Below are 18,218 nucleotides of genomic sequence, written 5' to 3'. Positions count from 1 at the left end.
GGCGTCATGCGGTTGCGCACCGGATGCCAGCCAGGCATCCGGTGTGGTGGCAGGTCAGTGGACGTTCAGGGTAAAGCCTACCCGTGTCAGCCACTCGGCCTCCTGGGCAAAATCCGCTTGGGTCAGTGGATGCTCCTCCAGCCAATCCTCGGGGAACACCACATCCAGGCTATCGCCACGGGCGTGCAAGGTGACCTGCGGCATCTGGTGGGTGCCACGAATGTGATGGAACAGAATCGCAAAGCGCAGCAGAGCACACAGGCGAATCAGCTTGATGCCGTCGGCGCCGAACTCTGCGAATTTGTCCTTGGGAATATTGCGGCGATGACCACGTACCAGCAGCGCCAGCATCTGCTGGTCTTCCCGGGAAAAGCCTGCCAGGTCGGAGTGCTCGATCAGGTAAGCGCCGTGCTTGTGGTAATGGTAGTGGGCGATATCCAGCCCCACTTCATGGACCTTGGCGGCCCATCCCAGCAGTTCCCGCCAGACTCCGTCTTCGAGCTCCCAGTCCTCGGCGACCTGATCAAAGGCATGCAACGCCTTGCGCTCGACCCGCGCCGCCTGTTCCAGATCGACGTGGTAACGCTCCATCAGCGAGCCCAGGGTGCGCTCACGCACGTCTTCATGATGGTGGCGGCCCAGCAGGTCATAGAGCACCCCTTCGCGCAGTGCACCGTCGCAATGGTCCATACGTTGCAGCTCGAGGGCATCGAAGATGGCTTCAAGAATCGCCATGCCCGCCGGGAAGATGGCCCGGCGGTCGGGCTTGATGCCATCGAAGTCGATCTTCTCGGCATCCCCGAGCTTGAACAGCTTGCGCTTGAGCCAGGCCAGGCCTTCGGCATTCACCTCACCGGTGCCATGGCCGCCAGCCTTCAGGGCCAGGCCAATGGCACGGATAGTGCCGGATGAGCCGATGGCCTCATCCCAGGTCAGGCGATGCAGGGCATGCTCGATGCTCATGATCTCCAGCCGCGCCGCCGTATACGCCTGGGCGTAGCGGGCCGGGGTGATCTTGCCGTCCTTGAAATAACGCTGGGTATAGCTGACGCAGCCCATTTGCAGACTTTCACGCAACAACGGTTCGAAGCGCTGGCCGATGATGAACTCGGTGCTGCCGCCACCAATGTCCGCTACCAGGCGCTTACCGGGGGTATCGGCCAGCGTGTGGGAAACGCCGAGGTAGATCAGGCGCGCCTCTTCACGACCCGAGATGACTTCCACCGGGTGGCCGAGGATCTCCTCGGCGCGGCGGATGAATTCGCCACGGTTACGCGCTTCGCGCAATGCGTTGGTGCCGACGATACGCACGGCGCCCTGGGGCATGCCGTTGATCAGTTGGGCAAAGCGCTTGAGGCAATCGAGCCCGCGTTGCATGGATTCTTCGTTGAGCTTGCGCTCGTCGTCGATTCCGGCAGCCAGTTGTACCTTTTCGCCGAGCCGCTCAAGGATGCGGATCTCACCGTTCTGGGCCTTGGCCACGACCATGTGAAAGCTGTTGGAGCCCAGGTCGATGGCGGCGATCAGGGACAGATTCTTGGCTTGGGATTGCGGCATGGTTAGGGGATCTCGGTCGATAACCTCGCCATCGTGCCACGATCAAACGCTGACGCCAACGCGTAGTGCTTGGTGATTTGTCCTACCCCTGCTCTCGATCAAATTTTGTAGGAAATGTAGGGCAAATTTCCGTAGTGCCGATGACATCGCTCTAGGTCGTTGACGGAAGTTTCAAGATTTTTTGCGACTTGCGATTTTTATGCTGTTTCCTACATGAGTAAGTTGACAATGCCGCTCCATAATTTGTTCTGGACTACTTGAGGCGTTGTTAAAGAGGACAGTTGTTTTTTACGAGTCTCACAGGGATTAAGGTGTCGTCTTATATTTATTGGGCGGGTCGAGGGGTGAAACTGTCATTCGGCAATCAAGCCGTGGTGTTATTTATCTATGCTTTGTGTTTCAAGGAGGAACTAGTAATGGAGAGCGGAATCTCCGGCCGGATAAATAATGACTAACACTTCCAACGACAGGTCGATCATGAAAAAAGTAGTAGGTTTGACAGTAGGCATCATTTGCCTGGCAGCCAGTATTGGCGCTCAAGCAACAAACGTTGCGCAACTGGTAGTACGCGGGACGATCACCCCCACAGCCTGCAATCTGAGCCTGGGTGGCGGCGGCATCATCGACTACGGGACCATTCGCTCTGGTGAACTGTCCCAGACTGCCTTCAATCCCCGTGAAGAGAAAACCACCTCGGTGGCCGTGAACTGCGGCAGTACCCCGGCCAAGTTCGCCCTGGCCCTGACCGACCTGCAGGCAGGCAGCAAGGTCACCGGGATCCTTGGTGCTGGCTATACCGAAGCGCAGAACTTCGGGCTGGGCGCAGTATCGTCCCGGCGTACCGGCGGGTACTCGGTCACGCTCAGGGACCTGAGGTCTTCAGGTGTCGTGTTGAACCCCATCATGCGGGTCAGCACCGGCGCCTGGCAGAACAGTGACGGGAAAGTTGCCCAGGCACCCAGCCAGTATTCGTGGCGCAATGGTTCGACCGTTACTCCAGCGTCAATTTCCCAACTGACAGGGGTCATTGCGGTGAAGGCGGTCATCAACAAGGCTCAGGACCTGGACCTAACCCGTGATGTCACGCTGGATGGGCGCGCCACTTTAGTACTTAGTTACATCTAAGGGCTTATAAAGGCAGCCGATATTGAAACGGAAGTTGTCATGACGCTTTCGTAACTTGTCGGCTGTTTTTGTGTGGCTGTTTATTTATTTTCTGTATGTCTGGGTCGTTGCGGAGAAACCACGGTGAGTTGTTTTTTAAAAGCAAGTGTGACGCTGTTGTGGTGTGCGGGTCTGTTGTTTTGCGCAAGTGGCGTCTCGGTCGCCGATGGCATGCAGCCCGAAACAACGGTCGTGGTGCTATATGAAGATGACGGTGAAGCGACGATCAATATCAAGAACACCGACCCGGGGCCCGCGTTACTTCACTCGGTAATTGAAAACATTGCTGAAGACCAAGAGCCACTGCTGATCGTCACGCCGCCGATTACCCGGGTCGAGGCAGGTGAAACCCAGCTCGTGCGTTTTATCAGCACGGCTGGGGCGCCGCTCAAGACCCAGCGTTTGAAACGCGTGTCCTTCGAAGGTATTCCCCAGGCGCGTAGTCCCGGCGGTACGACCATTGGCATCACCCTGCGGCAGAACCTGCCGCTGATCCTGCACCCCAGAGGGTTGGCCAGGCACCAGGCACCCTGGGAGTTGTTGAAGTGGAAGCGCCAGGGCACTGGCCTGGTTGTCCATAACGACAGTGCGTATGTGGTGCGCCTGGCGCTGGAGTTGCAACTGTTGCCCGGCAAGCAATTGGCGACCCTGCCGCGCAGCTATGTCCTGCCGGGAGAAGTACTGGTGGTCGATACCCACGGGCCGCAGTCCGATGTCACCTCGGTGGTTCTGCAGCCCGCGACGGTGTACGGGTTCAGTGTCGACAGCTATCAAGCAGATGTCACCGACCATGGGATTTGAGCGGGCGGTGGGCAAAGGGGCTGGCGGTGCGTGTTGCTCGGGGTTGTTCATGGGCCTGGCAACCCTGCTCGGGGTTCAGGGGGACGCGCAGGCTATCCAGTTGGGCGACGGGTTTGATCTGGCCGCCCTGACCACTCACGGCATTGATCCAAAAATCTCGGAGTACTTTCGCAGCGCCGCACGCTTTCGCGAAGGGGTCCAGGTGGTCGGGCTGCGGGTCAATGGCACGGCGTTGGGGCTGGTCGATGCGCGTTTCGACTATCGCGGGCAACTGTGTTTTACCCGCGGGTTGCTGGACAAGGCAGGGTTGCGGGTGCCGTCGGCGGTCCTGCAGGCTGGCGTGACGGCTGACCAGGCGTGTCACGACTTTCTTGGTGAGTTCCCGGCGACGATCGTCAGGTTGCGCCCCGGCAGTGACGAGGTGTCCCTGGTGGTGCCCACGCAATCGCTGCGCGAGCCAGAGTGGGAGGCGGGCAGCTTCAGCCAGGGCGGTACAGCCGCCATGCTCAACTACGATGTGCTGGGCTTCGATAGCCATGCGCGCGATGGCTCCAGTCGTTTCGTCTCGGCCTATACCGAGGCGGGATTCAACCTGGGTAACTGGGTGGTGCGCAGTCGGCAGTTCTATGTTTCCGACAACGGCAGGGGCCGTAGTGAGCATGTGTATGCCTATGCCCAGCGAGATTTCGCGGCCTTGCAGTCGACCTTCCAGGTGGGCCAGATTTCCAGCCGCAGCCCGGTGTTTGGCGGCCTCCAGCTCTCGGGTCTGCAGCTCTTCCCAGATGGCGTTGCGCGTCTGGGGAGTTCCAACGGTGTCGTGGTTGAAGGCCTGGCCCATAGCCAGGCAAGGGTCGAGGTGCGCCAGTCTGGCGTGCTGATTTATTCAACCCTGGTACCTGAAGGGCCTTTCAGCCTGACAGGCCTGCCCCTGCTCAACGGCACCAGTGACCTGGACGTGAGTGTTATCGGCACGCGGGGTGGCAAGCGCAGCTTCGTGGTACCCGCCGCGTCTTTCGGCGCTCAAGTGCCCGTCGCGCCAGGCTTCGATTTTGCCCTGGGCAAGGTGCGGGAAACCCTCGCCAATGGCCAGGAGTCGCCGGTGGTGGCGATGGGCAGTGGCACCTGGGGCCTGGGTGCAGGCACTTCCCTGGGGTTCGGCGTGCTGGGGACCGATGAGTATCACGCGGCCGGCGGCACATTGAGTCGTGTCTTTTTCCAGCGGGTCACGGTTGCGGCACGGCACAACCGCTCCCGAGACAAGGTCCGCGGAGTGGGCGGGACGCGCAGCGCCGTATCGTTGGGCAGCCCTTTGGGAGCGGGGGTTGAAGTCAACCTGAGCGTCACCACCCAGAGCCAGGGTTATCGTGATGTGCTGGAAGCCGGCATGGTATCAACCCGGGATGTCCTGGACGCACGCTTCCAGCATCAGTACACCGCCGGCATGAGTTGGGCCGAGCCGGGATTGGGCGTGTTCTCCCTCAGCTATTCGCGCAACCGGCAGTTTGATGGACAGGGCGCCGAGCATGTATTTGCGTCGTGGAACAAGCGATTCAATGAAATTGATGTCGCCTTGGTCGCCGACTCCCAGACAGGTCCTTCCCGTCGGCGAAAGCGCCGTTACGCGGCCAATGAGGAGCGCCCCTCAGAAGGCGTGTCGCTGCGCCTGCAAGTCAGCGTGCCCTTCGGTGAGAGTCGCCGACTCACCTCCTATGCCAGTCGGCGTAACGGTCGCTCCGATATCGGCACCGCGCTGTCGGAACGGGTCAACGAGTATGTGGATTATGAGGTCGGCGCCGAGCGCGACCTGAGTGAACGCCAGCAATCGGTATACGGGCGGGTCGACGTCATGCCCCGTTATACCCGCATCGGTGCCGGGATGAGCCGGGAGGCATCAGGCACCAGTTACACCGGGCAACTGCAGGGCGCCGTGGTCGCCCATGGGCAGGGGGTGTCTTTTTCGCCCTATGCGGTACAGGACACGTTCGGCCTGCTGTCGGTGGGAAATATCGCGGGGGCCAAGGTCTCCACGCCTCAGGGCCCGGTCTGGACCGACTATCGCGGTCATGCGGTCATCCCAGGGTTGCCGGCCTACAGCAACACCCACCTTGAGGTGCAGACCCAATCTCTGCCCAGGCATGTCGACCTCAAGAACGGCACCCACACCCTCGCTGCCGCACGCGGGTCGTTCAATACCGTGGAGTTCAAGGTGGTCAGTGCACGCCGTGTGCTGTTGACCGCTCGCGACCAGCGTGGACGTGCGTTGCCCCAGGGGGCTGCGGTGTTTGGACCGGACAAGGCCTTCCTGACCAGCGTGGTGGGCGAAGGGCTGATCTTCCTGAATGACAGCGAGCCCCAGCAAATCCTGAGTGTCGAACTGCCTGATTCGACGACGCCCTGCCTGCTGCAACTGAACCTTGAGCCAGAGCCCTCCAATGACAAATTGTATGAAGCCGCCTCGGCTACCTGCCGTGGATTGTAAGTCGATGGGCAACCACTCCCGGTGCCTGTTGTTCGTGATGGCGTTGTTGGTCGGTGAGGCCAGCAGCGCGACGTGTCAGTTAGCGCTGAGCCAGCCTCGGGTGGACTACGGCGTCTTGCGCCTCGGGCAGTTGCTGGATGGACACGCAGGCGCGCAGTCGCTGGGCAGGCGAACTGTGTTGCTGAACGTGGTGTGTGTAGACCCTGCCCCCATGGCATTGCGATTCAGTGGCCTGCCTGCGGGGGGGCTGGGTTTTCGGTTTGGCGGTGATGGCGCCTTTGCCTTGAACATCCGCCGCGCCCGTGTTGACGGGCGGTCGGTGGATTTGGTCGCCGAGGGCGCGCAGGCCATAGCTGCCGGTGAGCGCCTAATGCCCGGGCAGGTCCTGATCGCCCGTGCGGCGGGTGTTCCGGTGGCAGGCCGACGGCTATCGGCCGAGCTTGAGATTGACCCTTACTTGCCGCAGGGGGCTTTCTCTGTGCGCCGCGAAACCACCCTCCAAGGGCAGGTACAGGTGGAGTGGGTGCCACTGGGGGTGAGTATCAGCCCGGCTGTTCCACTGAGCCAATGAAGTTGGCCAGTTCCGCGGTGCGCGGTTGGGCGAACAGGGTTTTCGGGTCGCCCACCTCATGTACCTTGCCCTGATGCATGAACACCAGTTTGTCGCCCACTTCCCGGGCAAAGCGCATCTCATGGGTCACCATGATCAGCGTCATGCCGTCCTTGGCCAGTTGGCGTACTACGCTGAGCACCTCATTGACCAATTCCGGGTCCAGTGCCGAGGTGATTTCATCGCACAGTAATACCTTGGGCGACATTGCCAGGGCGCGGGCAATGGCCACCCGCTGCTGTTGGCCCCCAGACAGGCGATCGGGGAATGCATCGAACTTTTCCCCCAGCCCCACACGGTCAAGCATCTGCCGCGCCAGTTGCGCAGCCTTGGCCTTGGATATTTTTTGCACGACCTGGGGCGCGAGCATGACGTTTTCACCCACCGTCAAATGGGGGAACAGGTTGAACTGCTGGAACACCATGCCGACTTTCTGCCGCAGGCTGCGCAGGTCGGCGCGGGCCGCGTCGAGGTATTCGCCATCGACTTCAATCACCCCGTCGTTGATCGACTCCAGGCCATTGAGGGTGCGCAGCAAGGTGGATTTCCCCGAGCCACTGCGGCCAATGATCGCCACCACCTGGCCTTCCTCGACCGTCAAATCGATGCCCTTGAGCACATGGTGATCGCCGTAATACTTATGCAGCGCGGATATTCTAAGCAGAGGCATGCAGTCTCCTTTCCAGGTAGCGGGCACTGAGGGACAAGGGGTAGCAGAGCAGGAAGTAACCGAGTGCCACCAAGCCGTAGACCATGAAGGGCTCGAAGGTGGCGTTGGCGAGCATGCCGCCGGTCTTGGTCAGTTCGGTGAAGCCGATGATCGACGTCACCGCCGTGCCCTTGACCACCTGCACCGAGAAACCCACCGTCGGCGCCACGGCAATGCGTAGGGCCTGGGGCAGGATTACGTAGCGCAGTTGCTCATAAGGGTTGAGGGCCAGGCTGGCGGAGGCTTCCCATTGCCCGTGGGCAATGGAGTCGACACAGCCGCGCCAGATCTCGGCCAGGTAGGCGCTGGTAAACAGGGTCAAGGCAATCGCGGCGGCCAGCCACGGCGAGATATCGATCCCCAGCAAGGCCACACCGAAGAACACCAGGAACAACTGCATCAGCAGCGGCGTGCCCTGGAACAGCTCTATATAGGTGCGGGCAATATTGCGCGGCAACGCCTTTTTGCTGATGCGCAGAGTCATTACCAGCAAACCGATCAGCCCACCGCCGATAAACGCCACCAGCGACAACAGCAATGTCCACTGCAGGCCGGTCAGCAGGTTGCGCACGATGTCCCAGAACGAAAAATCACTCATGGCTGTTCCTCGTCACATACCGGCGCCCGATCCAATTGAGCAACTGGCGGATCATCAGCGCCATGCACAGGTACACCAGCGTGGTCAGCGCGTAGGTTTCAAAGGCGCGGAAGTTGCGCGACTGGATAAAGTTGGCGGCAAAGCTCAGCTCTTCAGTGGCGATCTGTGAGCACACCGCCGAGCCGAGCATCACGATGATGATCTGGCTGCTCAGGGCCGGCCAGACCTTGCCCAGCGCCGGCAGCAGCACCACGTGGCGAAACGCTTCAAAACGTGTCATCGCCAGCGCTGCCGCCGCCTCCAGTTGCCCGCGGGGAATCGCCTGGATACCGGCGCGGATGATCTCCGTGGAATAGGCGCCCAGGTTGATCACCATTGCCAATACCGCCGCTTGCCATTCGGAAATTTGCAGGCCCAGGGATGGCAGGCCGAAGAAGATAAAAAACAACTGCACCAGGAACGGTGTGTTGCGAATCAACTCGACATACACCCCGAAGAGCCAGCAGAACGGCTGGATTTTCCAGGCCCGCACCACGGCGCCGACAATCCCCAGCGCCACCCCCAGGATGGCGCCGATGGCGGTCAGTTCCAGGGTGAACAGCGCGCCGCGCAACAGGAGGTCGGTATTGGCCAGCACCGGCGCAAAGTCAAATTGATAGGCCATCAATCAGCTCCGCTTCAGAGATCTGCAGGCAATGGTTCTTTGAGCCACTGCATCGCGTTCTTTTCCAGGCTGCCATCAGCCTTGGCGGCGGCCAGGATCTGGTTGACCTTCTCCAACAGCGCCGGCTCGTTTTTGTTCACGCCGACATACACCGGCGAATCCTTGAGCTTGACCTTCAACGCCGGCACCCGCTTGGGGTTGCGCTCACTGATCGCCACCATCACCACGTTGCCACTGGCGATCAAGTCCACCTGGCCGGCGAGGTAGGCGGCGATGGTCGAGTTGTTGTCTTCGAAACGCTTGATCGTTGCTTCCTTGGGTGCGACAGCGGTCAACTCGATATCTTCAATGGCGCCCCGGGTTACGCTGATGGTCTTGCCCTTGAGGTCATCGAGGCTCGCAATAGCCGCCTCAGGTGGGCCGAACACCGCGAGATAGAACGGCGCGTAGGCCTTGGAGAAGTCGATGACCTTTTCGCGATCCGGGTTCTTGCCCAGGCTGGAAATCACCAGGTCCACTTTGCCGGTGGTGAGGAACGGAATGCGGTTGGTGCTGTTGACCGGGGTCAGTTCCAGTTTGACCTTGAGTTGTTCGGCCAGCAGTTTGGCGGTATCGATGTCCAGGCCACGTGGTTTCATATCCGGACCCACCGAACCGAATGGCGGGAAATCCTGGGGTACGGCGACCTTGAGGGTGCCACGGGCGACGATATCGTCCAGGCCACTGGCCTGGGCAGGTGCCTGGCTGAGCATCAGGCTGGCAAACAACGCAGTGAGCAGGACGCTGCAACGCTTGGTCATGGCAACTCTCCGAAAAGGGCGAAGGGATTTTCTGAGTGTTGCCAGTGCATAGCCCGTGCCATGGCGCTCTGAAACGCCTGCAAGGCAGGTTTTTCGAGGCGTGCAGCGGTCTGACTGGTCTGAACAGTAAAGTCCCGCTTCGCACCCTTTTCGAGCGCCGGCAAAACCGGGCGAGCCCCTTTGGGGCGTGGCTTGCCGGCTACCGAGAATAGCTTTACAACTAGGCCCACTGTTGACTGAAAACTCGGGTTTTTTCATGAATTCCATCGCCCAAGCCGTACCGGAAGCGGCCTTGCAAGCTATCCGCAAGCTCATCAAGGAGCAGGGCTTCGGTCCCGGCGATGCATTGCCTTCGCAGCGGGATCTGGCGATGCAATTGGGGGTCAGTCGTGCCTCGTTGCGCGAGGCCTTGTCATCGCTCAGTGCCCTGGGGCTGGTCAGCGTGCAACCGGGCAAGGGTGTGTTTGTGCAGGCGCCACCGGCGGCCGAGATGAAGGGGGTGGCCTGGCCGTTTACGGCGCAGGCCAGTCCGCTGGATATCTTCCAGTTACGTTATGCCCTGGAGGGTTTTGCGGCGGGGCTGGCGGCCATGACGCTGACCACCGAGGAACTGGATTGGCTCGAAGATAATGTCCAGGCCATGCGCCGGGAGCTCAAGTCCGGTGATTTCGAGGCCGCCGCCCGGTTGGACTTCGCTTTTCACCAGCGCATCCTGTTGGCCAGTGGCAATCAGGCGATGGTGAACATCCTCAGCGCCAGTGCCGAGGTGTTCCTGGAAAGCCAGAAACTACCGTTCATCCGACCGGAGCGGGCGATGGAAACCTGGCAGGAGCACCGCAAGATCCTCCGTGCCCTGGCCCGGCGCAGCAGCCCGGCGGCACAAAAAGCCATGCAGGAACACGTGCGTAACGCTGCGTTGCGCACAGGGATCATCTTTGTGACGGTGGCGGCCTCCTGATCCGGCCATATCCAAAATGATGGCGTTCGATAGCAAGAGTCAATCAGCGGCGGCTTCCTGAACGAAGGAAGGGCAGCTATGATGGGCAACGTTTTTTTTGCTTACAACCCGGAGACATCCATGAGCAACGATCTTATCAAGCACGTCACCGACGCGACCTTTGAGGCCGAAGTACTGAAGGCTCAAGGCCCGGTGCTGGTTGACTACTGGGCTGAGTGGTGCGGTCCTTGCAAAATGATCGCTCCGGTCCTGGACGACATCGCAACCACCTACGAAGGCAAACTGACCATTGCCAAGCTGAACATCGACGAAAACCAGGAAACCCCGGCCAAGCACGGCGTACGTGGTATCCCGACCCTGATGCTGTTCAAGAACGGCAACGTCGAAGCGACCAAGGTCGGCGCACTGTCCAAGTCGCAACTGGCTGCATTCATCGACGCCAACCTCTAAGCGTCGTAAAAAAGCCCCGCAAATTGCGGGGCTTTTTCGTAAAGCAGGGCTAGACGCTCTGAAATTCAGGTGGTACATTCGGCCCCGCACTGGTTTCTCCACTGCCCCCTGCAAGCCGTCGCCGACGCATTCCTTTCGATTAGTACGCGATCCTGTCGCCTTCTCTGCGGCGCGGCCTCATTAAGCCAAAAGCTTAATTCCCCCCCTCTATAAATGATTACGTCATTCCTATATGAATCTGACTGAACTCAAGCAAAAGCCGATTACCGACCTGCTCCAACTGGCCGAAGAAATGGGCATAGAAAATATGGCCCGTTCGCGCAAGCAGGACGTGATTTTCTCCCTGCTGAAAAAGCACGCGAAAAGCGGCGAGGAAATCTCCGGTGATGGCGTGCTGGAGATTCTCCAGGACGGCTTCGGCTTTCTCCGCTCTGCAGACGCCTCCTATCTCGCCGGCCCAGACGATATCTACGTCTCGCCGAGCCAGATCCGTCGCTTCAACTTGCGCACCGGTGACACCATCGTTGGCAAGATCCGCCCTCCAAAGGAAGGCGAGCGTTATTTCGCCCTGCTCAAGGTCGACACGATCAACTTCGATCGCCCGGAGAACGCGAAGAACAAGATTCTCTTCGAGAACCTGACGCCGCTGTTCCCGACCGTGCGCATGAAGATGGAAGCCGGCAACGGTTCCACCGAAGACTTGACCGGTCGTGTCATCGACCTGTGCGCCCCGATCGGCAAAGGCCAGCGTGGCCTGATCGTTGCGCCGCCGAAAGCCGGTAAGACCATCATGCTGCAGAACATTGCAGCGAACATTGCGCGAAACAATCCTGAAGTTCACCTGATCGTGCTGCTGATCGATGAGCGTCCGGAAGAAGTAACCGAAATGCAGCGCACCGTGCGCGGCGAAGTGGTTGCCTCGACGTTCGATGAGCCGCCAACCCGCCACGTGCAGGTTGCCGAAATGGTGATCGAGAAGGCCAAGCGCCTGGTCGAGCACAAGAAAGACGTGGTGATCCTGCTCGACTCCATCACCCGTCTGGCCCGTGCCTACAACACCGTGATCCCAAGCTCCGGCAAAGTGCTCACCGGTGGTGTCGATGCCCACGCCCTGGAGAAACCGAAGCGTTTCTTCGGCGCCGCGCGGAACATCGAAGAAGGCGGCTCGCTGACCATTATCGCCACCGCGCTGGTTGAAACCGGCTCGAAGATGGACGAAGTGATCTACGAAGAGTTCAAGGGTACCGGCAACATGGAACTGCCTCTGGACCGTCGCATCGCTGAAAAGCGTGTGTTCCCGGCCATCAACATCAACCGCTCCGGCACCCGCCGCGAAGAGTTGCTGACGGCCGACGACGAACTGCAGCGCATGTGGATCCTGCGCAAGCTGCTGCACCCGATGGACGAAGTAGCTGCCATCGAGTTCCTGATCGACAAGCTGAAAACCACCAAGACCAACGACGAGTTCTTCCTGTCGATGAAACGTAAGTAATACGACGTTTCAGGTCCGAAAAAATGGCGCCCCCAGGGGCGCCATTTTTTTGCCTGGGGTTTTTAACGGCACCTGGCGGGCAATTGCGCCGCCGATAGGGCTGCCAGCGGCCCTCAGAGCAGGTACGATGTACGCCTATTTTACGGGTGGCATGGTTAATGAAATTCAAGGATCTTCGGGATTTCGTGCAGCAACTTGAGCAGCGCGGAGAGTTGAAACGTATTCAGGTGCCGGTTTCCCCGGTCCTGGAAATGACTGAGATTTGCGACCGCACCTTGCGTAACAAGGGCCCGGCGCTGCTGTTCGAAAACCCCACAGGCTTTGATATCCCGGTGCTCGGCAACCTGTTCGGCACGCCCGACCGGGTGGCGTTCGGCATGGGCGCCGAGTCGGTCAGCGAACTGCGCGAAATCGGCAAGCTGCTGGCCTTCCTCAAGGAGCCCGAGCCGCCCAAGGGCCTGAAGGACGCGTGGTCGAAGCTGCCGATCTTCCGCAAGATCATTGCCATGGCGCCCAAGGTGGTCAAAGACGCGGTCTGCCAGGAAGTGGTCATCGAAGGCGATGATGTCGACCTGGCGATGCTCCCGGTGCAGACCTGCTGGCCCGGCGATGTCGGCCCGCTGATCACCTGGGGCCTGACCGTCACCAAGGGCCCGAACAAGGACCGCCAGAACCTGGGCATCTACCGCCAGCAAGTGATCGGACGCAACAAGGTCATCATGCGCTGGTTGAGCCACCGTGGCGGTGCGCTGGATTTCCGCGAGTGGTGCGAAAAGCACCCGGGCCAGCCGTTCCCGGTCTCTGTGGCCCTGGGTGCCGACCCGGCGACGATCCTCGGTGCAGTGACGCCGGTGCCCGACAGCCTGTCTGAGTACGCCTTTGCCGGCCTGCTGCGCGGCAACCGCACCGAGTTGGTGAAGTGCCGTGGCAACGACCTGCAAGTACCGGCCACCGCCGAAATCATCCTTGAAGGCGTGATTCATCCGGGCGAGATGGCCGATGAAGGCCCGTATGGTGACCACACCGGCTACTACAATGAAGTCGACAGCTTCCCGGTGTTCACCGTCGAGCGCATCACCCACCGGATCAAACCGATCTACCACAGCACCTACACCGGCCGGCCGCCTGATGAACCGGCGATCCTCGGCGTGGCGCTGAACGAAGTGTTCGTGCCGATCCTGCAGAAGCAGTTCCCGGAAATCACCGACTTCTACCTGCCGCCGGAAGGCTGCTCGTACCGCATGGCCATCGTGACCATGAAGAAGTCGTACCCGGGCCATGCCAAGCGCGTCATGCTCGGTGTGTGGTCGTTTTTGCGACAGTTCATGTACACCAAGTTCGTTATTGTCACCGACGACGACATCAACGCCCGGGACTGGAACGACGTGATCTGGGCCATCACCACGCGCATGGACCCCAAGCGCGATACGGTGATGATCGATAACACGCCGATCGACTACCTCGACTTCGCCTCGCCGGTGTCGGGCCTGGGTTCGAAGATGGGCTTGGATGCGACCCACAAATGGCCGGGTGAAACCACCCGTGAGTGGGGCCGGGTAATCGTCAAGGATGAAGCCGTGACGGCGCGTGTCGATGCGATGTGGAAAGAATTGGGAATAGATTGATGCGTGTAACCCTGCAACCTTCCGGTGCGGTCCTCGACCTGCAGCCGGGCGAGCGGATTCTTGAAGGCGCGCGGCGCCTGGGCTACGAATGCCCGCAGGCGTGCCGCAATGGCGTATGCCATGTATGCGCGGCCCTGTTGGTCGAGGGCCGGGTGCAACAAGCCGGTGAGGTGCGCGATCATGGCGAGTTCTATACCTGCATCGCCGAGCCCCTGGAAGATTGCATCGTGCTCTGGGATGGCGTGTTGGCGCCGGGGGAGTTACCGGTGCGCAAGCTTTCCTGCCAGTTGAGCGAGTGCGTGGACTTGGGTGGCGATGTGTGGCGCGTGCGCCTGCGGGCTCCAGCCGGCAAGGCGCTGCGCTACCACGCTGGCCAGTACCTGATGATCGAGCGCGAAAACGGCGAGAAGTCGGCCTTTTCTCTGGCTTCGGCACCCCATGCCGGGCGCGAGCTGGAATTGCATGTGCTGGTGCGCGAAGACAGCGCCCGCAGCCTGATCGAGCAGTTGCAGCGTAACCAGATGGCGCGGGTCGAGCTGCCGTTTGGCGATACCCACTTGGCCGAGTTGCCCGACGGGCCGCTGGTGTTGATCGCAGCCGGCACTGGCATGGCGCAGATGCATAGCCTGATCGAACATTGCCGGGCCAGTGGTTTCAAGCATCCGGTGCATCTGTATTGGGGCGTGCGTCGTCCCGAAGACTTCTACCAGGTGGAGCATTGGGAGCAGTGGCAGCAATTGCCCAACCTGTTCCTGCATAAAGTGGTCAGCGACCTGTGCGGTTGGGAAGGGCGTTGCGGCTTGTTGCATGAAGCCGTGTGCGAAGACATTACCGACCTCAAGGCCGTGCATGTCTATGCCAGTGGTTCGCCGGCGATGATCTACGGCACGCTGGATGCGCTGGTCAACGCCGGCATGGATGCACACCAGATGCGCGCCGACGTGTTTGCCTACGCCCCACGCTCCTGACTTCAAACGGTGTGTGGGCTTGCCTGTGAAAGCGGTGAATCAGTCGCTGGATGTGTTGACTGACACACCGCATTCGCGGGCAAGCCCGCTCCCACATAGGCCCGGTTCCCACAGGGGATTGTGTCTACTCACGTCTGTCGGTGTCAGAACCGCACGCCTGTGGTCACCATCGCCGCATTGAACCCCAGCAATACGAATTCCGCCGCTATCGGCCCATAGTGGGCTCCCACCGACGGAATGATCACCGGCGCCACGCCGTAGCGGTTCAGCGGGATCTTGTCGCGGTATTTGCCGCGATAGCCCTGGATCGCCCCGCCGGTCAGCTTCAAATACACCGGATAGTCGCTCATGTCGTAGCGTTTGCCTGCGTACGCGTAGTACGAGCGCTGGCGAAACGAGTTGCGAAAGGTCGCACCGCCATACACCCACCCCGAAGCGTCATTACGCTCCAGGCCGATCAGGTCCTGATTGTTGTTGTGCTCGGGATCCGGCGCAAAGTGCCGGGTATAGACGCTGGTCTGGGCGTACCAGAAGCCTTTGTCGTCGTTGGCCGGCGCTTCGGCGGCCAGGGCGGTGGTGGCCTGCGCCAGGAGCAGCAGGCCGGAAAGTCGGTTTTTCATGGGGCGACCTCGATAGTCGGTGGATGCGCGGCTAAGTGGGTCGTGACGCGGGCCTAGTTTGAGGGCTCGCTCGCCACAAAGGCTGAACGGGCGCTGAAAATAGCGGGATTTTCCGGAGTAATCCTGACGAATGGAGCCTGTTGCTTATGCTTTTGCTTATTCTTAAAAGATATTTATTCGTCAAGATAAATATCATTAAGCTATATGTCATCGGGCCACCGACTGTCTGCCAATAACCAGTAAATGACCGCCACCGTCCGCCACACGGATCGATCGTATGAACTCAGGGCATTGACGTTCTGACTTTTGATTCCAAGGGGAGCGGTATGGGGAGCTACAACAAGCACGCGCTGTACACGGCGATTTTGTCAGCCAATTTGCTGGCCGCCGTGGGATTCAATCCAGTGATCGCCGCTGAAGCGGCGACGGCCGAAACGCCAAAACTCGACACCGTGATCGTCACCGGTACCCGCGCCCAAGAGCGCACGGCCAGCGCGTCACTCTCACCTATCGATGTGATTTCCGGCGAAAGCCTGCGCAGCACCGGTTCCGATGAACTGGGCGCGGTACTGGCGCGGCTGATTCCTTCTATCAACTTCCCCCGCCCTAGCCTGGTGGACGGCGCCGAACTGGTGCGCCCCGCACAACTGCGTGGCCTGTCGCCGGATCAAGTGCTGGTACTGGTCAATGGCAAGCGGCGCCACACCAGCGCCTTCGTCAACCTGGGCGGGGCGGTTGGCCGCGGTTCGGCCCCGGCGGATTTGAATGCCATCCCGCTGTCGGCGGTCGACCATATCGAAGTGCTGCGCGATGGCGCGTCGGCTCGCTACGGGTCCGATGCGATTGCCGGGGTGATCAACGTGATCCTCAAGCAGACCGACCACGGTGGTTCGGTTTCCAGCAAGTTCGGCCAGTACAAGAAAGGTGACGGGATCCAGCGCAATATCAGCGGCAACACCGGCCTGGCCGTGGGCGAGAATGGATTTATCAACCTGTCGGCCGAAGGTGCCGACAATGACTACACCAATCGCGCCGGCCACGATTACCGCCCGGCCAGCATCGGCTCCACCACTTACGGCCAGCGGGTGTTCCGCCAGGGCGAACCCTCGACCAACGAGGGCAAGCTGTGGTTGAACGCCGGTTACGCCTTCAACGATGCCGCTGAGTTCTACACTTTTGGCGGCTACAGCAAGCGGCGCGGCGAGACGGCGGCGTTCTATCGGGCGAGCAACGCGTCCAACAACCTTCCGGCGCTCAACCCCAATGGCTACCTGCCGCTGATCCGTGGCAGCCTCGAAGACACCTCGCTGGTGGCCGGCCTGCGTGGGCAGTTGGCGTATGACTGGCACTACGACCTGTCGGCCAACTACGGCAAGAACCAATACGAACTGCGCACCGCAACCATCAACACCTCCCTGGGCCTGGCGACGCCACGCAAATTCGACAACGGCACCCTGAGCAACGAGCAGAAGCAGCTCAGCCTGGACCTGTCCCGTGAGTTTGACCTGGGCTGGTTGCCGTACCCGGTCTCGGTGGCATTCGGCGGCGAATACCTGCACCAGGGCTATGAGATTGAAGCCGGTGAGCCGGCGTCCTACTACCAGACCGGCAGTTCAGGCCTCGGCGGTTTCCGCGATGCCGACGCCGGCAGCACCTCGCGCCACAACTGGGCGCAGTACCTGGACCTGGAAACCAATTTCACCGAACAACTCGGGGTGTCGGCGGCGGTGCGACATGAGGACTACAGCGACTTTGGCTCCAGCGTCAGCGGCTCGTTGTCGGCGCGCTATGATTTCACCCCGCAAGTGGCCCTGCGCGGTAGCATTTCCAATGGCTTCCGTGCGCCGTCCCTGGCCCAGCAGAACTTTGCCTACACCTCGTCGCAGTTGATCGGCAACACCATCCAGGAAGCCGGCACCTTCCCGGCCAACAGTCAGGTGGCGCGCTTGCTCGGCGCCGAAGACCTCAAGGCCGAGAAGTCGCGCAACTACAGTCTGGGCCTGGTGCTGGAGCCTGCGGACAACCTGACAGTGACGGTCGACGTCTACCGTATTGATATTCGCGACCGCATCAGCCTGTCGTCCAACCTGGCCCTTAACGCGGCGACGCGCGCCTATCTGCAGGCCAACGGTGTCGGCAACATCGACTACACCACCGCCCGCTACTTCACCAATGCTACCGATACCAGCACCGACGGCGTCGACCTGGTGGCTAACTATCGTTACCAGCTGGACAACGGCATCCGCTGGAACAGCACCGTGGGCTACAACTACAACCACACCAAGGTCACGGACGTGAAGGCCAACCCGGCCATTCTCGATAGCCTGGGGGCCAATCTGGTGCGGGTCGACCGGCGCGAGCGCATCGGTTTGCTGGGCGACACCACGCCCCAACACAAGCTGAGCCTGGGCAACGATTTCACCTTCGGCAACTGGGCGCTGCACAGCAATCTGGTGCGCTATGGCGAGTTCACCAGCTACCAGGCAGACAAGGTCAACGACCAGACCTTCAAGGCTGCCTGGGTGCTGGACCTGTCGGCTGACTACAAATTGCACAACTGGACCTTCACCGTGGGCGGCGACAACGTCACCGACAAGTACCCGGAAAAGCTCAATGCCTACGCCAGCAGTGGCGGCAACCTGGCCTATAGCACTTTTTCGCCTTACGGTTACAGCGGCGCGTTCTATTACGGTAAAGTCGCCTATAACTGGTAGTAGCTCTTC

Annotated in this window: 16 protein-coding genes; 10 read left to right on the top strand and 6 right to left on the bottom strand. The window is 60.5% G+C overall.

From position 1 onward, the window contains the following. Nucleotides 1–54 precede the first annotated feature (54 nt). On the bottom strand, nucleotides 55–1,557 hold the full coding sequence (gene ppx / locus JTY93_RS26290) for an exopolyphosphatase (RefSeq protein ID WP_205476562.1): 1,503 nt from the start codon (nucleotides 1,555–1,557) through the stop codon (nucleotides 55–57). Nucleotides 1,558–2,034: 477 nt separating this feature from the next. Between ppx and JTY93_RS26285 the strand changes: the two genes are divergently transcribed. From JTY93_RS26285 to JTY93_RS26270, 4 genes are all read left to right on the top strand, one after another. Next, nucleotides 2,035–2,682, top strand: coding sequence for a DUF1120 domain-containing protein (locus JTY93_RS26285; RefSeq protein WP_205476589.1), 648 nt, complete (start codon nucleotides 2,035–2,037; stop codon nucleotides 2,680–2,682). Nucleotides 2,683–2,829: 147 nt separating this feature from the next. Then, nucleotides 2,830–3,522 carry a fimbria/pilus chaperone family protein gene (locus JTY93_RS26280; protein WP_205476563.1) on the top strand — a complete coding sequence of 231 codons (693 nt, stop codon included), beginning with the start codon at nucleotides 2,830–2,832 and terminating at the stop codon, nucleotides 3,520–3,522. A gap of 49 nt (nucleotides 3,523–3,571) precedes the next feature. Beyond that, the gene (locus tag JTY93_RS26275; protein ID WP_205476590.1) at nucleotides 3,572–6,001 is read left to right on the top strand and encodes a fimbria/pilus outer membrane usher protein; all 2,430 of its coding nucleotides are present in this window, start codon (nucleotides 3,572–3,574) and stop codon (nucleotides 5,999–6,001) included. 4 nt (nucleotides 6,002–6,005) lie between these two features. Then, nucleotides 6,006–6,572, top strand: coding sequence for a DUF1120 domain-containing protein (locus tag JTY93_RS26270; RefSeq protein WP_205476564.1), 567 nt, complete (start codon nucleotides 6,006–6,008; stop codon nucleotides 6,570–6,572). Here JTY93_RS26270 and JTY93_RS26265 read toward each other — a convergent pair. From JTY93_RS26265 to JTY93_RS26250, 4 genes are read right to left on the bottom strand one after another with little or no spacing between them, the layout of a single operon-like run. Then, nucleotides 6,544–7,281: an amino acid ABC transporter ATP-binding protein gene (locus JTY93_RS26265; protein ID WP_169991223.1), complete on the bottom strand. Its 738-nt coding sequence runs from the start codon at nucleotides 7,279–7,281 to the stop codon at nucleotides 6,544–6,546. The genes JTY93_RS26270 and JTY93_RS26265 overlap by 29 nt on opposite strands. After that, complete coding sequence (locus JTY93_RS26260) at nucleotides 7,268–7,918, bottom strand: amino acid ABC transporter permease (RefSeq protein ID WP_205476565.1); 651 nt, start codon at nucleotides 7,916–7,918, stop codon at nucleotides 7,268–7,270. Before JTY93_RS26260 ends, JTY93_RS26265 begins: the two co-directional genes overlap by 14 nt. Next, a complete protein-coding gene (locus JTY93_RS26255; protein ID WP_205476566.1) occupies nucleotides 7,911–8,582 on the bottom strand; it encodes an amino acid ABC transporter permease in 672 nt (223 codons plus the stop codon). Before JTY93_RS26255 ends, JTY93_RS26260 begins: the two co-directional genes overlap by 8 nt. A 14-nt stretch (nucleotides 8,583–8,596) precedes the next feature. Continuing rightward, nucleotides 8,597–9,382, bottom strand: a complete 786-nt coding sequence (locus JTY93_RS26250; protein WP_205476567.1) for a transporter substrate-binding domain-containing protein — start codon at nucleotides 9,380–9,382, stop codon at nucleotides 8,597–8,599. A 256-nt stretch (nucleotides 9,383–9,638) separates the two neighbouring features. On the opposite strand from JTY93_RS26250, the gene JTY93_RS26245 reads away from it, so the two are divergent. From JTY93_RS26245 to JTY93_RS26225, 5 genes are all read left to right on the top strand, one after another. Beyond that, on the top strand, nucleotides 9,639–10,340 hold the full coding sequence (locus tag JTY93_RS26245; protein WP_205476568.1) for a FadR/GntR family transcriptional regulator: 702 nt from the start codon (nucleotides 9,639–9,641) through the stop codon (nucleotides 10,338–10,340). A gap of 120 nt (nucleotides 10,341–10,460) precedes the next feature. Then, entirely contained in the window at nucleotides 10,461–10,790 is a 330-nt protein-coding gene (gene trxA, locus JTY93_RS26240) for a thioredoxin TrxA (RefSeq protein WP_205476569.1), read from the top strand. Nucleotides 10,791–11,022: 232 nt separating this feature from the next. Further along, on the top strand, nucleotides 11,023–12,282 hold the full coding sequence (gene rho, locus JTY93_RS26235) for a transcription termination factor Rho (protein ID WP_003176825.1): 1,260 nt from the start codon (nucleotides 11,023–11,025) through the stop codon (nucleotides 12,280–12,282). Between the two features lie 158 nt (nucleotides 12,283–12,440). Further along, a complete protein-coding gene (gene ubiD / locus JTY93_RS26230; protein ID WP_038444369.1) occupies nucleotides 12,441–13,907 on the top strand; it encodes a 4-hydroxy-3-polyprenylbenzoate decarboxylase in 1,467 nt (488 codons plus the stop codon). Continuing rightward, nucleotides 13,907–14,875, top strand: a complete 969-nt coding sequence (locus tag JTY93_RS26225) for a CDP-6-deoxy-delta-3,4-glucoseen reductase (RefSeq protein ID WP_205476570.1) — start codon at nucleotides 13,907–13,909, stop codon at nucleotides 14,873–14,875. Before ubiD ends, JTY93_RS26225 begins: the two co-directional genes overlap by 1 nt. Nucleotides 14,876–15,018: 143 nt before the next feature. Here JTY93_RS26225 and JTY93_RS26220 read toward each other — a convergent pair whose 3' ends face one another. After that, nucleotides 15,019–15,495: a sn-glycerol-3-phosphate transporter gene (locus JTY93_RS26220; protein ID WP_205476571.1), complete on the bottom strand. Its 477-nt coding sequence runs from the start codon at nucleotides 15,493–15,495 to the stop codon at nucleotides 15,019–15,021. Nucleotides 15,496–15,821: 326 nt separating this feature from the next. On the opposite strand from JTY93_RS26220, the gene JTY93_RS26215 reads away from it, so the two are divergent. Next, nucleotides 15,822–18,209 (top strand): TonB-dependent receptor plug domain-containing protein, encoded by a 2,388-nt coding sequence (locus JTY93_RS26215; protein ID WP_205476572.1) that lies wholly within the window; start codon nucleotides 15,822–15,824, stop codon nucleotides 18,207–18,209. Nucleotides 18,210–18,218: the final 9 nt, after the last annotated feature.

The sequence above is a fragment of the Pseudomonas hygromyciniae genome, from assembly GCF_016925675.1.
GTDB classification, from domain to species: Bacteria; Pseudomonadota; Gammaproteobacteria; order Pseudomonadales; family Pseudomonadaceae; genus Aquipseudomonas; species Aquipseudomonas hygromyciniae.
Note: the sequence above shows the minus strand (reverse complement) of the source record. Positions and strands in the feature narration are given on the sequence as shown.